This window comes from Heyndrickxia sp. FW510-T9 (genome assembly GCF_058781025.1).
Window position 1 is genome coordinate 127,942 of record NZ_JBYSWK010000003.1, and the last position, 14,740, is coordinate 142,681.

The 14,740-nt window shown below is 34.5% G+C and carries 15 protein-coding genes; 10 read left to right on the forward strand and 5 right to left on the reverse strand.

All coding sequences use genetic code 11. The annotated features are described in order from the left end of the window. Positions 1–273: 273 nt before the first annotated feature. The 3 genes from AC3WJF_RS02955 (at position 274) to AC3WJF_RS02965 (ending at position 3,346) form a co-directional block, all read left to right on the forward strand. Complete coding sequence (locus tag AC3WJF_RS02955) at positions 274–1,275, forward strand: LLM class flavin-dependent oxidoreductase (RefSeq protein ID WP_492449609.1); 1,002 nt, start codon at positions 274–276, stop codon at positions 1,273–1,275. 486 nt (positions 1,276–1,761) lie between these two features. Continuing rightward, the gene (locus AC3WJF_RS02960) at positions 1,762–2,328 is read left to right on the forward strand and encodes a sigma-70 family RNA polymerase sigma factor (protein ID WP_492449610.1); all 567 of its coding nucleotides are present in this window, start codon (positions 1,762–1,764) and stop codon (positions 2,326–2,328) included. Next, a complete protein-coding gene (locus AC3WJF_RS02965) occupies positions 2,312–3,346 on the forward strand; it encodes a DUF4179 domain-containing protein (RefSeq protein ID WP_492449611.1) in 1,035 nt (344 codons plus the stop codon). Before AC3WJF_RS02960 ends, AC3WJF_RS02965 begins: the two co-directional genes overlap by 17 nt. 91 nt (positions 3,347–3,437) lie before the next feature. On the opposite strand, the gene AC3WJF_RS02970 is transcribed toward AC3WJF_RS02965, so the two are convergent. Further along, positions 3,438–4,463 carry a serine hydrolase domain-containing protein gene (locus AC3WJF_RS02970; RefSeq protein WP_492449612.1) on the reverse strand — a complete coding sequence of 342 codons (1,026 nt, stop codon included), beginning with the start codon at positions 4,461–4,463 and terminating at the stop codon, positions 3,438–3,440. A gap of 217 nt (positions 4,464–4,680) precedes the next feature. Here AC3WJF_RS02970 and nfsA point away from each other — a divergent pair, with 217 nt between their 5' ends. Beyond that, positions 4,681–5,427: an oxygen-insensitive NADPH nitroreductase gene (nfsA, locus tag AC3WJF_RS02975; RefSeq protein WP_492449658.1), complete on the forward strand. Its 747-nt coding sequence runs from the start codon at positions 4,681–4,683 to the stop codon at positions 5,425–5,427. A gap of 29 nt (positions 5,428–5,456) precedes the next feature. Here the strand turns inward: nfsA and AC3WJF_RS02980 are convergent, their stop codons facing one another. Together AC3WJF_RS02980 and AC3WJF_RS02985 are read right to left on the reverse strand one after the other, a co-directional pair. Next, positions 5,457–7,136 carry an ABC1 kinase family protein gene (locus AC3WJF_RS02980; protein WP_492449659.1) on the reverse strand — a complete coding sequence of 560 codons (1,680 nt, stop codon included), beginning with the start codon at positions 7,134–7,136 and terminating at the stop codon, positions 5,457–5,459. Between the two features lie 26 nt (positions 7,137–7,162). Beyond that, positions 7,163–7,465 (reverse strand): phasin family protein, encoded by a 303-nt coding sequence (locus tag AC3WJF_RS02985; RefSeq protein ID WP_492449613.1) that lies wholly within the window; start codon positions 7,463–7,465, stop codon positions 7,163–7,165. A 232-nt stretch (positions 7,466–7,697) separates the two neighbouring features. Between AC3WJF_RS02985 and AC3WJF_RS02990 the strand changes: the two genes are divergently transcribed. From AC3WJF_RS02990 to AC3WJF_RS03000, 3 genes are all read left to right on the forward strand, one after another. Beyond that, positions 7,698–8,264, forward strand: a complete 567-nt coding sequence (locus AC3WJF_RS02990) for a nitroreductase family protein (RefSeq protein ID WP_492449614.1) — start codon at positions 7,698–7,700, stop codon at positions 8,262–8,264. 72 nt (positions 8,265–8,336) lie between these two features. Next, entirely contained in the window at positions 8,337–8,597 is a 261-nt protein-coding gene (locus tag AC3WJF_RS02995) for a DnaA N-terminal domain-containing protein (protein ID WP_492449615.1), read from the forward strand. A gap of 132 nt (positions 8,598–8,729) precedes the next feature. Further along, positions 8,730–9,260 carry a GNAT family N-acetyltransferase gene (locus tag AC3WJF_RS03000; RefSeq protein ID WP_492449616.1) on the forward strand — a complete coding sequence of 177 codons (531 nt, stop codon included), beginning with the start codon at positions 8,730–8,732 and terminating at the stop codon, positions 9,258–9,260. Positions 9,261–9,966: 706 nt separating this feature from the next. On the opposite strand, the gene rlmD is transcribed toward AC3WJF_RS03000, so the two are convergent. Beyond that, entirely contained in the window at positions 9,967–11,364 is a 1,398-nt protein-coding gene (rlmD, locus tag AC3WJF_RS03005; RefSeq protein ID WP_492449617.1) for a 23S rRNA (uracil(1939)-C(5))-methyltransferase RlmD, read from the reverse strand. Between the two features lie 255 nt (positions 11,365–11,619). On the opposite strand from rlmD, the gene AC3WJF_RS03010 reads away from it, so the two are divergent. Continuing rightward, complete coding sequence (locus AC3WJF_RS03010) at positions 11,620–11,832, forward strand: cysteine-rich CWC family protein (protein WP_492449618.1); 213 nt, start codon at positions 11,620–11,622, stop codon at positions 11,830–11,832. A gap of 54 nt (positions 11,833–11,886) precedes the next feature. Here the strand turns inward: AC3WJF_RS03010 and AC3WJF_RS03015 are convergent, their stop codons facing one another. Beyond that, entirely contained in the window at positions 11,887–13,140 is a 1,254-nt protein-coding gene (locus tag AC3WJF_RS03015) for an MFS transporter (protein WP_492449619.1), read from the reverse strand. 232 nt (positions 13,141–13,372) lie between these two features. Here AC3WJF_RS03015 and AC3WJF_RS03020 point away from each other — a divergent pair, with 232 nt between their 5' ends. Both AC3WJF_RS03020 and AC3WJF_RS03025 read left to right on the forward strand, forming a co-directional pair. Then, positions 13,373–13,861 carry a hypothetical protein gene (locus AC3WJF_RS03020; protein WP_492449620.1) on the forward strand — a complete coding sequence of 163 codons (489 nt, stop codon included), beginning with the start codon at positions 13,373–13,375 and terminating at the stop codon, positions 13,859–13,861. A gap of 125 nt (positions 13,862–13,986) precedes the next feature. Beyond that, complete coding sequence (locus AC3WJF_RS03025) at positions 13,987–14,562, forward strand: GNAT family N-acetyltransferase (RefSeq protein ID WP_492449621.1); 576 nt, start codon at positions 13,987–13,989, stop codon at positions 14,560–14,562. Positions 14,563–14,740: the final 178 nt, after the last annotated feature.

Here is a 14,740-nt window from a genome sequence, read left to right on the forward strand (position 1 = left end):
TAGGACACTTTACTCGGGATTGGATCGCAACTTGTCCTTTTGAACCAATCAAAAGGACACCACACACAGAATAGGTTCAGAAATTATCCTTTATTGCTAGTTATGATGCACCAATGTAAAAACAATATTATTATTTGGCTTTCAACCAATATTACAGTTTCTTTATTGCTTCACTATTAACTTATATTTGTTTAAAACCGAGCAAATAAGTTGGTTTTGTGATTACCAATTGTTACTATAGTATTAATCTACATTTTGAAAGGATAAAAGAGGATGACAAATTTACATATACCTGTATCCGTATTAAATTTAGCTCCAATCCGTGAAGGGCAGACTTCTAAAGATGCTATCGATTCCATGGTGGATTTGGCGCTAGCGGTAGAAAAAATGGGATATACCCGATACTGGATTGCCGAGCATCATAATACATCAACACTTGTCAGTTCAGCAACATCGATTTTAATAAAACATACTTTAGAACATACAAATAAAATTAAAGTAGGTTCCGGCGGAATTATGCTTCCAAATCACTCTCCATTAGTTGTTGCAGAACAGTTTGGAACTATGGCTACTATATATCCAGGTCGAATTGACCTAGGACTTGGCCGCGCACCTGGTACAGATATGGAAACAGCAAGTGCTTTAAGACGCTCACAAGTTGATTCAGTGTATACATTCCCTGATGATATTCAAGCACTGCTTACTTATTTTGGTCCAGAAGACAAGCAAGAATCAGTAAAAGCATATCCTGGTGTCGGAACGAATATTCCAATTTATGTATTAGGCTCCTCTACGGATTCCGCTCATTTAGCAGCCCGATTGGGATTACCGTATGTATTTGCTTCTCATTTCGCACCAAGATATATGGAAGAAGCGATTTCAATTTATCGTATGGAATTCAAGCCCTCACAGTATTTAGATAAACCTTATATGATGGTGTGCTTAAATGTGATTGCAGCTGAAACAGATGAAGAGGCGAAACACTTATCCACGACGATGAAACAGTTTTTCCTTAATGTTGTTCGAGGTACCCGATTAAAACTTCAACCACCAGTAGATACCATGGATCATCTTTGGACGCCAATGGAAGCGGAAATGTCCGCATCCATGTCTAGCATGAGTTTCATGGGTAGTAAAGAGAGTATAAGACAGCAGTTATCGAATTTCCAAGATTATTTCAATGTGAATGAGATAATGGCAGTGTCTTATATTTATGACACTGCTAAACAGAAGCGGTCATATGAAATATTAAAAGAAGTAGTGGATGAGGTATAAAAAAGCATAGGAACTTATGTTTTATATGAAGCTTTGATAATATATAAAAATTAGCTAGGTGGCACCTTGTTTTCTTGTCTTGTGATCATGTAAGAGCAAGGAAGTAGGTGTTGCCAATGACTATCTTCGAGAATGCTCATTTTTGCAACTTTGATTATAAAAGAAAAGTAACCCTCCCTGGCGCAAACTAGGTGAAGGGTTACTCTTTCCCATTTAGCCACCACTCTTCTTGTGGAGTAGCTAACTGAACGCTGATGGTGACACATCGGCTTTTTTTTATCCTATTCTTATATTCTTTATAATAAACGTAATGATAAAATGAAAGAGCACAGGTGTCTTCTCTTATCCTCTCCATTTACAAGAAACTTAGTATAAATCCCCTTTAGTGTTATTTCTCTAAAAAAATTTGAAAAGTATGAGAATATATATAATTTATTTCGATGTATATAGTGTAAAGGCCTCTACAATCTTTTAAGGAGATTAAATATGAAAATTACGAACCAAAATTATATTCACTATTTTCGAAAAGGGAAAGAAACTGCACTTGAATATGTAATTAGTGAATATTTAGGCATTGTAAAAGCAGTTATTCACAATACATTTAAATCCAATCAAGATCCTCAAATAATAGAAGAATGCATAAATGACACTTTTTTAGGTGCTTTTGAGAATGCTAAGCAATTTCAAGGTAATCATGAGGATTTCAGAAAATGGATATGTACCATCGCCAAATTCAAAGCTATTGATAAGCTCCGAAACATTGCAAGAGCACCAACTATCACGCAAATAGAAGAAAATCATTTTACCGTAACATCCGCAGAGGACGAATTCTTTTTAAAGGAATCGACAAATGAACTAATTCAAATAATGAATCAGTTAGAAAAAATAGATCGTGATATTTTTATCATGAAGTATTTCTTAAATATGAAAAACGATGATATTGCGATACAACTTGGTCTAACAAAAGCTTCTGTAGATAATCGAATTTATCGGGGGAAAAAAAGATTGCAACAAATTCGATTAGGAGGTGCATTTCATGAAAAAACTATATAAACATTTTAGTCAACTGAACATAGATGTCGATGTACAACCAATGGAAATAAGTGAAATGGAGATTGAGCGAGTAAAACATGCTGTGCTGAAACAAAAAAGGAAAAATCATTTACCAAGAAACATTTCTTCTGCTGCGGCTATATTGATCGTGTCATTGCTTGCTTTAAGTTTTACTTTTCCTGCATTCGCAACGAAAATCCCATTTATAGGGAATTTATATGAATACTTGAAGAATGACAATAACGAATTTATCTTTGATGATTTTAAAGCACACTCAACAGATATTGGTGTAACAAAGGAAAGCAATGGAATAAGTATCACTGTTACAGATGCTGTATATGATGAGGAAACGATTACGATTGCCTATACGTTGGAAAGTGAGAAGAAACTTGGGAAGGAACCTGTTTTAGATGGATCTTTTTCAATGGGGGACGATAGCTACAGGGTGACATCTACTAGATATTTTACAAGAAAAATAAATAATAAGAAGTATGCGGGACTATATATCGTTTATTTACACGGTACCCCCTCTGACAAGGTTCATATAAAATGGGATGGGCAAGCTATTCTATCATATGGATTAAAAAACAAGACTGGAAATTGGCCATTTCGATTTACTCTTTCTGCTTTAAAAGGTGACACTGAAATGTATGAAGGACTTTTGTCTAAAAATAAAGATGTTGAGGTAGAACTTTGGAAAATGACTACCACACCTATTTCCACTAATTTATACCTTTCTGAAAAAATAGGTGAAAAGTGGATGAAGCAATGGAAAAAGGAAAATTGGGAGTTTATTAATATCGATTATCAAATATCGGATAACTTAGGTAATAAATATAATGTTTTATTAGGTTACCGTGATTACTGGGAAACGGAAGATTCTCGAATATCAACTTCGGTTATTAATAAGAAGGCGACGTCGATTACGGTTATTCCAAAGGTTACCATTATTAAAAATGATGATGAACCAAATCAAGTGTTTACACTAAAGCCTATTAAGATTCCTGTGAATAAATAGCATATTTTTTATTAATAATATAAAATTGCAATGATACATCATGAAATGCCCTGTTTTTAACAAGGGCATTTCATTGTTTTTCGGTGTACTCTTATGAAACTGTATCAATATATGTACGATATATTTCCCCAATAATTCCATTCATTTGATGAACACCTAAATCTGTATTTGACATGATGACGATTCCAGTTCCTGTATTAGGATAAGCCACCATCATTGATTGAAATCCAACACCCCAACCAAGTGATGAAATCTCAAGTTTTGCTTCATCTAAAAAAACTCCAAGTCCTGTCCACTCTTTACCTTGAGGGCTTATTATTTTTTTAGCACTACTTATAGATAGACCGATTTTACTTTTTCCACTTAAAGCATTCATTAATTCTATAACCAATATGGCCAAATCAGATGGTGTTGTCCAAAGTCCAGAAGCTGCAGGATAAGGATATATGGGATACTTTCCATCTACTAAATTTCCGAATTTATTATGACCACAAGAATAATCAATATTGTTGAAATTTGGCATTGCATAAGTGCTATTTTCCATATTTAATGGTTGAAATATTTCTTCCCGCACAACCTTTTCGAAAGGTTTCAGTGTAACATCTTCAATCAGCTGTTGTACGATACAAAATCCTGCATCAGAATAGTGAAATTCACTCTCAGGTTCATAGCTTACTTCGATAGGTGTTTTACAATAGATCGTTTTTCCAGCTAATAAGTCTAATATGGAAGGAAAACGGTCATTTGGTTGAAGCTCCATAAAGCTATATTTAGGGTCCATTATTCCGGATTGATGGCTTAGCAAATTTCGTAAAATTACACTTTTATTTTCTAAAAATGGGCAGTCAGGAATCTTCCATGATGTCAGCTTTTTGTTTATATTCTCATCTAAATCAAGTAGACCTTGATCCACAAGCTTCATAGCTAGTATTCCAGTTAAGAACTTACTAATGGAACACGCACTAAATAAAGAGTTTCTTTTTACAGTTTTTTCTGTTCCTTTTTCTAGCAATCCAAATTGCTCTAGCTTAGTAATTTGTGCATCTTCAATAATTGCAATGCTTAATCCAGTTACATTATAATGTTCCATCCGTTTTTCAATATTAATTAGTCCCATATTATACCTCCATTTTTATAAAATCATATCACAAATAGAGAATATACGTTCTTGTTTTTGTTGTTTTATATAAAAAAACCTTTCCTAGTCACGAGTTGATTGAATTGATTTATATAGGGTAGATATGTATATTAATATTTGTATTTAAAGACGGTAGATTTTTTGCAAGTGTGGAAAAGTAAGAAAGAGAACATATTTTTAAAAGAGGTGAAGAGTGTTGAATCCATTCATCGAATTAATCCAAAATCATCGATCCATCCGTCATTTTGAGGATCGTCTTTTAACGGAAGAACAAATCAAGGCTATTGTGGAAAGTGCACAATCGGCAGCAACCTCAAGCTTTGTCCAAGCCTATACTATTATTGGGGTAAAAGATAAAGAGAAAAAGAAGAAACTTGCTGAACTATCCGGAAATCGACATGTTGAAAATTGTGGTCATTTCCTAGTTTTCTGTGCGGATCTGCATCGCCATGAACTTATTGCTGAAATGGAAAAGGTGGATATCCATCCAGCATTGGAAACGACTGAAACTTTTATGGTTGCCATTATCGATGCCGCATTAGCCGCGCAAAATGCTGCTTTAGCCGCAGAATCATTAGGATTAGGCATTTGTTATATTGGTGGACTCCGTAATAATCTGGAAGAAGTATCAAAAGTACTCAATATACCATCTTTTGTTGTTCCATTGTTTGGGATGACCATTGGCTACCCATTGAATCAATCATCACAAAAACCGCGTTTGCCTATTGAGCATATTTATCATGAGGATGAATATCAATCTGATGCTACTATCCTGAAAAAACAATTAGAAGAATATAACAAAACGATCCAACAATATTATATTGACCGAACAAATGGAAAACGGGATGATACCTGGACAAATCAGATGGCTGCAAAATTTAAAGTACCAACTAGAAAATATATGAAGGATTTCGTCGAAAAGCAAGGCTTTAACAAAAAATAAAGGTGTCAGGCATTTCGGTGCCTGACACTCTATTTTTTCCCTGATCTAAAAATGGAAAATAGTAACCACAGTAACATTAAAACAGCAAAGATAAAGCCAATTTCTTGGGCTGGGATATTCCATAATAAGGTAGTTTGGTTAGTTAACGCAGATCCAATAATTAGCCCAACCATTATTATGCTAAAAGAAAGCAATACGATACTGAATGACAGGCGATTGCTGATTCTGTCCAGCTTTTTTAAAAACTGTTCAAGCTCTGGTACAGTAATTTCCATTCGTAATTTGCCTTTTTTGATAGTGGATGTTAAGTCTTGAATGTGTCTTGGTAATTGGGAAAAGATTTCTCCGTACTCAAGTAAATAATTAAAAGCATTTTCAGCTACCTTCTTTGGGTGTAACCGTTCCTTAAGAAGTTTGCGGCCAAATGGCTCCGCTATCTTTATTATACTAAGCTCTGGATCCAGCATTTCCACGGTACCTTCCATTGTAAGAAGGGTTTTTCCTAATAAAGTTAAGTCTGCGGGAATTTGTATATGATGTTTAAATGCAATAGAAAACAGATCATTTATTGACTCACCAAGGCTTACTTGACTTAAGGGCACATCCAAATATTTTTCTTTTAATTCATCTACATCCTTCGTTAATTGCCGCATATCGATATCATCAGCAATTAACCCCATTCTAGTGATAGCTTTTATCACACCATCCGTATTTTTGCGCATCATGGCAATTATGAGGGCGGCAATGTGGGTTTTCATTTCTGGGGTGAGTCGTCCAATCATACCAAAATCCAAAAATAGGATGACTTCTCCCGGCTGTGCCAAAATATTACCTGGATGGGGATCACCGTGGAAAAATCCTTCTATTAAAACTTGGTGGAAGATTGAATGAACGAATCTTTCCGCTAAGATTTTTCGGTTGTAACCTAGCTCATTCAATGTATCTATATTATTTAGTTTTATGCCTTCTACAAATTCCAACGTTAATATTTTTTGACAGGATAGATCCCAGTATACTTTTGGAATATGAATCTTATCGTCTTTGTCAAATTGTTTCGAAACTCTTTCAGTGTTTCGAGCTTCAATCGAATAATTCAATTCTGCTCGAAGTGATTTCGAAAATTCCTCTACAATTTCTGGCAATTGATAACGAGAAGCCCATTCCAAGCGCTGTGCCGCTAGCTGAACCAAGTCTTGTAAAATTTCTAAGTCCGTGTGAATGATTTTACTAATGTTAGGTCGTTGTATTTTGACTGCTACATGCTCATCTGACTTCAAAACTGCGAAATGAACTTGTCCGATGGAAGCCGCTGCCAATGGTGTTTCCTGAAAAACTTTAAATAACATTTCTATTGAACTTCCAAGTTCCTGTTTGATAATTTGCTCCACTTCTTCAAATGAAAAAGGGGGAACATGATCCTGTAACTTCTCCAGTTCTTGCAATATTTCGTCTGGAATTAAATCTGGCCGAGTACTAGCAATTTGACCAATTTTAATAAATGTCGGACCTAATTCCTCGAGTATCAATCGAACACGTTCCCCAATGGACTTAGAATTCATATCATGATGACCATCTATTAATAAGCGCTTCGGTAAGGTAAGGATTTCAAGCAGTCCTAAATCTTTGATAATAAAACCGAAACCATTGCGGGTAAAGGCAGCAACGATATCTCTATAACGCCCGAGATGACGAACTCTTTTTTCTAAAATAGGGATTCACTCCTTTATGGCAACAATCATTCGGCAGTATTTATTTTTTGGTCAATCTGGTCAATTCGTTTTTCCAATCGTTGAATATCTTCTTTTGATGCTACATTTAATTTAGCAAGCAGTTCTTGTGCTTTTTTAGTAACCAATTGATCTAATTGTTGTTGTGTTTCGATACCTTTTTGAAATAGTTTTTCAACAAATTCTACAGACTCATCACGGCTAAGTTCTCCTTTTCTCACCATCTCATCTACGATTTTTTGTGCCTGCTCTTTGCTTGTGATCGCAAGACCCAGTCCTAAATTTACTCCTTTGGTAATGATATTTTTCATGTTTACTGCCCCCTTGAATTTTGAATACAGAATCAATATTGTATATAACTAATTAACGTTATTATTCACATGTTAAAGGACTCAATACATTCATTTGCACGAGAGCCAATGGACTTTGAATGTATCATGATAGTACAGAGAATAATTTTAAAACGATTTCATAATATTTGAAGAAAAATTCTCCATATTCTATACTCTATATATGTTTGTATTAAAAAGGAGAAGATTACACATGGAATTAATGGATTTGATCAAATCTCGTCGCTCAATTGGAGCAGTAGAAGAAAAAGATGTGCCAGATGAAGTGATTAATGAATTATTGGATGCCGCAACTTGGGCTCCTAACCATAAAAAAACAGAACCTTGGAAATTTCGAGTTGTAAAAGGGGATGGCCGTGTTAAATTAGGGAATGAAATGGCCAGAATCATGGAAGAGAAAACGAAAGGCTTAAGTGAAGAAGAGGCACATAAAAAGATTGAAAAAGCAAGAAAAGGACCGCTGAGAGCACCTGTTATCATTATAATGGCGGCAAGCCCAAGCGGTAAGGTTCCTGAAATCGAGGAAATCGTCGCAAACGGTTGTGCGATGCAAAACCTATTATTACTTGCAACTGCTAAAGGCTTAGCTACTGTTGCAAGAACAGGAGATATTGCATATGAACCAGAATTAAATAAATATCTCCAGTTGGAGGAAAATGACAAAATTGTAGGTCTTGTTTATGTTGGCTATCCGAAACAGGATTTTCAGATAAAAGCGGAGCGAGTTCCTGTTGAGGCGAAGACGGTTTGGTTTAAATAAAAATAGGTAAATGCCCTTTTTCATAAAGGGCATTTTAATTGATAGAAATTATATTATTTAAGGGGTGGAGTTATGGTGATAACTGGAACGCAATTATGGGAGATGACATTAACCGAAATACAACAACAAATCAGTAAATCTAGTTATGAAACATGGTTTAAAGCTACTACAGGATTGGAGATCGTTGATAATACTTTTAAAGTTGAAGTTGGAAATGATTTTCAACGAGATTGGCTTGCATCGAAATACACTTCTAAGATAGAAGAAATAGTAACTCGTATCATTGGTGAGAAAACTTTCATCAAATTTATTGTAAAAGAAAATATCCATTAAAAAGCCAGATTGTGAATATTTTACTTATAATGGATGTGGGTTAGTTTAGCAAGAAAACGTTATAACTTAGGTTATAGAATTTTATATATGTGGATTTAATTAATTGAAGGTATCCATTCAAAGGGGAAAACGATGTACACATATTTAAAGTTTGAAAATAAAATGGTTGATGAATTAGTAGAATTTTTAACATCAGAAACATGGAATTTTCATGGACAGGAGAATCCTACTGAGGAATCAATAAGAAAAAATTTAGCCGACGGAAATTATACCGAAAACGGCAACGAAACATTTTGGATCATAGATAATAATACAAAAATTGGTTTAATAAGAATTTTTGAATTAGAAGACCCCATATGTTTATTCGATTTGCGATTAAAAGAAAACGTTAGAGGCAAAGGAATAGCAAAGCATGTCCTAAATTGGTTATGTACTTATGTATTCAATAATTACACTCATATTATTAGAATCGAAGGTCATACCAGATATGATAACTTTGCGATGAGAAAAACGTTCTTTAATAGCGGATTTGTAAAAGAATCTTATAACCGTAGATCATGGAGGCAAAGCGGACAACTATTTGATTCTGTTGGGTATGCAATGATAAGAGAAGACTGGGAGAACAATACCAAAACAATAATAGAAGATAACTTTCCATACTAACTTAAAAGAATCATAGATGGAGAATGATTTAGAATTGTAATTAGTGGTAATTGATCATGGTATTGCTGAACAGCTTTAGGCTCTTATTCAACATTAATTATTACGACATCACTTTTACAAAACCTTCCTTTTTAAAAAGAAAAATATATAGGGAATTATTATAAAATTTATTTACTCCTATACAATAAAGCTCTTTAATGGAGTAATGAAAAAAGCCTAATTTCTTCGCATTAAATGAGAAATTAGGCTTTTTAATATTGAAATTTCCTGAAAGCTGTATATCCTCATTTTCTTGACACTATCCCATATTGATCACTTCTAATAATGGATTTGCCTTTTTAGTAATCACTCATGCGACAATTTTTATTAGATTCATCCTATTTGCCTGAATTATTTTTCGAAATGCATGAATTAATGCGTGAAGTGCCTGAATTATTTTCGGAAACGCCTGAATTATGGTGAGAAGTGCCTGAATTATTATGTAAAGACGAAGATTTACGCTTTACTGTGGAGAGGAACACTAGGAAAAATTGTAATCATTCAATCAAATGAGAGTCTCGACTAAGAAATAAAATCAAAAATTAACATTTAGTTAGCAATTATCGCTCTTATAGAGAAAAATACATTCAAAAATTAAAGTAAATCAAAAAAAAATTAAAACAGCAAGAACCCCCCTAAAGATTTAGGAGGGTTCTAGTACAGAATATTAATTATTCTCTGTTCTAGTTAACAAAGCAACACATTCTACATGCACCGTATGCGGAAATAAATCAACCGGCTGCACGACTTTTAATGTATAACCAAATGGTTCAAGCTCTTTAATATCTGTAGCAAATGTATCTGGATTACAGGATACATATACAATGCGTTCAGGCTTAGAACGACCGATCCTACGCATTACTTTGCCGCCAGCACCGGAGCGAGGAGGATCGAGCATTAAAAGTTCAGGATGTCCAAAGCTTTCAAGGACTTCATCAATTCCTTTTCGCGCATCTTTTGCTAAAAAGTAGGTGTTAGTAATTCCATTGTCTTGTGCATTTCTTTTTGCAGATTCAATTGAAGTTTCCACAATTTCAATGCCTGCAAGTTTAGCTACGCGACTTGCGAATGGAAGAGAGAAGGTACCTACACCGCAAAATAGATCAATCATTTTTTCTGTATTTTTCGGTTGGCCCATTTGTAATGCGATTTCTACTAATTTTTGTGCTTGAGTAGGGTTTGTTTGGAAGAATGTATCAAACCAAAGTCGATAGCGATATCCAGCCATTTCATCATAGATAAAATCACGCCCTGCCAACACGTGGCTCTTTTCAGATTGCGTGCGATCCGCCCAATCCGTATTTTCTAGCCATAATAAGCTTTGTACTTGTGGGAATTTCTGTTGGATTCGAATAATTAATTCTTCAACAGCCTTTTCAAGTTTTCCGTCCGGACCTTCCGTAGCAAAAAGGGCAAGCATCATTTCACCAGTTGCAAAGGATTGACGCACCATCAAATGACGGAGCAATCCTTCATGAGCGTCTTTATCATATCCTTTTAACTGATGTACTTTTACCCAGTCCGCAATTTCCATCGCAGCTTCGACCATTTCCTTGCCCGCAATTAAACAAGTCTCAAGAGAAATGATTTTTCGGAAATTACCTTGCTCATGTAACCCTAAAGAACCATCCGTAGCAAAAGTAAATTCCATTTTATTGCGATATCTCCAAGGTTCGTCCATTCCAATCGTATCCTGAACAAGATTTGGATCAAAACCTTGGGATTCGATAACGTGTTTAACATGAATCGTTTTTTGCTTTAATTGACCTTCATATTGCCAATGCTGCCATACACAGCCTCCACATAGTTCGAAATGTTGACAAGCTGCTTCCAAACGTTCTGGATGTGCTTCCAAAATTTCATCCGGCATCGCTTTTCTTCTTTTTCGTTCCGGCTGATCAACAGTGACACGTACTTTTTCACCAGGAAGTGTTTGTGGGATGGTAAGCTTTAACTTCTTAGGATTTCCAAGTTCATTTTCGCGCCAAACCTCTGCCTGTCCAGAACCTTTTTCATCTAGGTGCTTAATTTCTGTAATAAATGTTTTTTCATTTGTAATAGTCAATAATTGTTCCTCCTCAAAAAGATACATAACAATATGATAAAATTTCCGTTACACGAAAATAATTCAGACTAACAATTAATTTTTTACATACTTACCTATTATAACGAATCCAATACTATTTGGAAATAATTCATTCCATGCAGTTTTATATAATATTATTATTGTAAACAGTTCACATGTTTTGATAATAAACATCTTACTGAAATTTATAATGTATAATATTAGTAAGGTGGTAGACGAAGAGGGGATCTAAATATGCACAAAGAAAGTGAACAACTTCAAGAGATAGAAATCTGCCCATTATGTGGGAAAAGCAATCAATGTTGTAATTCTAAAAACTCATCATCTCATAATTGCTGGTGTACACAAGAAGTCTTTCCGAATGAAATTTTTGAACTAGTTCCGCCAGAGCAATTACGGAAAACATGTATTTGTAAAAATTGTTTAGAGAATTTCAAACAGAAATGAACTGTAAAAACTAATAAGAAAATCCAAACCTGTATAATGGTTTGGATTTTTACACTAGTTTGAAATGTGCACCCATTTTTCCGTAACTCCTATTTTACTAAACCGTAACAACCATACGATTATCATACATAATAATAAACCGGCACTTAGAAAAATCACTTTCGCATCAACAATATCAAATAATGCACCAAATACGAGTGATCCAATTGGCCCCATTCCTACTGATAACGTCTCCATAATGCCAAACACACGTCCACGATGCTCCTCATCAATAGATTGCTGGATCATAACTCCCATCGGTGTATTTGCCCCAATACTCATAGCGGAAAATAGAAACATCAATATCATATACAAAATAAAGGATTGTACACTATTAAATTTTAATAGTAGGGGTATTGTCATAGAAACAATAATCAAACACATATATATCGCAGAACGTCGAACAAAAAATAACGGTTTTTTTAAGAATCTAACAGATAAGTATAAAGACGCTATTAACATTCCAATAGACCCTGCTCCCTCAATAAATCCAACCTGAGAAGATGCAAACGAAAGCTTTTGTACTAATACAAATACAAGACCGACACTAACAGCCGAAGAAAAAAAGTTTATCCATAAGGTTGTCATGAGAAGAGTCTGTACAAGCGGTTTTGTCCGTAAATAACGAAAACCCTCTATCATACTTTTTGCCATCGATTCTTTTTTCTTTTTTATTTTTACTTCAAATAATGTAAAATCCATTGTTGCCTCGAGACAAAGTGCAATGAAATAGGCAATCATCATAACAAATAAGAAGAGCTTCATGGACATAAAACCATACAACATACCACCTATAGCCGGACCACCAATCCCCCCAATAGAATAAGAGATTTGATTGAAAGATAAAGCTTTCTGCAAACGTTCTTTTCCAACTAAGTTTGGAATAGAGCTTGAAAATGCTACCCCATTAAAGGCTCCAATGGTAGAAAATATCGTAGTAATCGTATAAATTGCTGGAACAGAAATCCCATAAATAAGTGTATAAACAATTAATGCTCCTACTGATAGTGTGATTCCTGCCATGCTTGCGACCACTATACGCTTCTTTGGAAAACGATCAGCGACATATCCAGCGAGCGGTGCAGCCAATGCTCGGGGTAAAACATTAAACATAATGTTCGTCGCAAAGCTTAATGCCGACCCTGTGGCAGACAAAATATATAAGCTAATCCCAAAATTAAAAACTCCAAAACCAAGCGATGTCAGCATCTTGCTCACAAGAAAGGTATAAAGATTCCGCTGTGCCTTTCTAATCCTCTGTCTTTCCAACTCTATTACCTTCTTACTTTATTATTTTTTTATACTTATAAATATAAATAATAAATTGTTAAAATGGAGTTGTCAAAGTAATGTTTGTGAATGTTTTGGTTATTTAGGAATTGGTTGTATTATTAATGTAATTCGGTTTATAGTAGCGAAAAAACAAAAGGTCCATAGCTGCTATTTAATAATAGAAGCGGCTACAATTAGCTGTTAGATAAAAGAGAACGGAGGGAATATAATGTTTGACCCTACAGCTTACGATAATATGAAGGTCGTTATTGAAGGGGCGGTATATGATCTTGATATAGAAGGACGTATTAAAATGGTCGATAGAAAAGACATAGTAGACCTTGCCACGCTTTCGAGGATGTATGAAATAACATATCGATTAAACCACCCAACATCATCTGTTTTTGCAAAATTATCTCTAGATGCAACATTAGTCCATTTAGCATCCGAACTTTTACCTGAAAGTAATCAAAAGCAAATTGGTGCTCTTGTACATATTTCCTTTTCTTGGAATGAACACAACGAAAAGTATATGGAAATGATTAAACATCACTGGGGTCTAGAGCATAATTATGATGAAAGACAGATTAATTCCTCCTTACATGGAGTGAGGGAAGAAGTTATTATTGATTTCTCACGGATAATTACGGAAGAGATGATTGATGATTTACTGGAAATGTTCCATTATTCAGTTGATACATTGGAAAAATTGAAATAATTATCACATTCCTGTATGAAGGCTAGATAAGGATTAATTTTGTATGAGACTAAAGAAATTAACAAATACTTCTAATATATGTTTTGCAAAATATTGAAACTAAAACATGGTTAGGAGCCAATAATATGCACTGGTATGAAAAACTAAATCAATATTTTCCCATTGAAGAGATGAAATCAAGAGAGCATATGGAAACTTTATTAGACGAACGATCAGAAATATATCATAAGGATGAAGGCACTAATCATGTATTAATGTATGCAGAGTTGGACAATTTTGTTTTTATTGATTACCTTTTTGTTTCCACAAACGCCCGTGGCCAAGGGCTAGGTCATAAATTAATCGAAAAAATGAAACAAAAGGGAAAGCCAATTATTCTAGAAGTGGAACCGGTTGATTATGAAGACAGCGATACAGAAAAAAGGCTTCGTTTTTATAAGAGAGAGGGCTTTGAGCATGCCCAGTCTATCGGCTATAAAAGGCGATCACTTGCAACAAATGAAATTAATAAAATGGAAATCCTTTACTGGGCTCCAAATGGAGAATCAGAAGAGGTAATATATGAGGCAATGAAAAAGACGTATGATTTAATACATACTTATAAGGATCAACATTTCTACGGTGAATCATATCAGCCTGTTAAAGAGGTTTTGACTTTTGATGAGGAATCCCAGAGTGGAAACATACTGGATGATTTATGAACAGAAAAGATAAGGTACTTGCATGTACTTAATTGATGTAATTACTTTCTCCTTATTTTTTGGTGTTATTGAGGGATTTCAAGCAAAGAAATTCAAATTAGTAAAGTTTATAAGAGATATTATCCTTTTTTTTATAATCGGTATCATTTTTAAAATAAGCTTTCAATTCTTTTTCAAT

Excerpts from the sequence above, each read along its gene's own strand:
- AC3WJF_RS02955 (WP_492449609.1), top strand. The coding sequence starts at position 274 with ATGACAAATTTACATATACCTGTATCCGTATTAAATTTAGCTCCAATC.
- AC3WJF_RS02960 (WP_492449610.1), top strand. The coding sequence starts at position 1,762 with ATGAAAATTACGAACCAAAATTATATTCACTATTTTCGAAAAGGGAAA.
- AC3WJF_RS02965 (WP_492449611.1), top strand. The coding sequence starts at position 2,312 with ATGAAAAAACTATATAAACATTTTAGTCAACTGAACATAGATGTCGAT.
- AC3WJF_RS02970 (WP_492449612.1), bottom strand. The coding sequence starts at position 4,463 with ATGGGACTAATTAATATTGAAAAACGGATGGAACATTATAATGTAACT.
- AC3WJF_RS02985 (WP_492449613.1), bottom strand. The coding sequence starts at position 7,465 with ATGAAAAATATCATTACCAAAGGAGTAAATTTAGGACTGGGTCTTGCG.
- AC3WJF_RS02990 (WP_492449614.1), top strand. The coding sequence starts at position 7,698 with ATGGAATTAATGGATTTGATCAAATCTCGTCGCTCAATTGGAGCAGTA.
- AC3WJF_RS02995 (WP_492449615.1), top strand. The coding sequence starts at position 8,337 with ATGGTGATAACTGGAACGCAATTATGGGAGATGACATTAACCGAAATA.
- AC3WJF_RS03000 (WP_492449616.1), top strand. The coding sequence starts at position 8,730 with ATGTACACATATTTAAAGTTTGAAAATAAAATGGTTGATGAATTAGTA.
- AC3WJF_RS03010 (WP_492449618.1), top strand. The coding sequence starts at position 11,620 with ATGCACAAAGAAAGTGAACAACTTCAAGAGATAGAAATCTGCCCATTA.
- AC3WJF_RS03020 (WP_492449620.1), top strand. The coding sequence starts at position 13,373 with ATGTTTGACCCTACAGCTTACGATAATATGAAGGTCGTTATTGAAGGG.
- AC3WJF_RS03025 (WP_492449621.1), top strand. The coding sequence starts at position 13,987 with ATGCACTGGTATGAAAAACTAAATCAATATTTTCCCATTGAAGAGATG.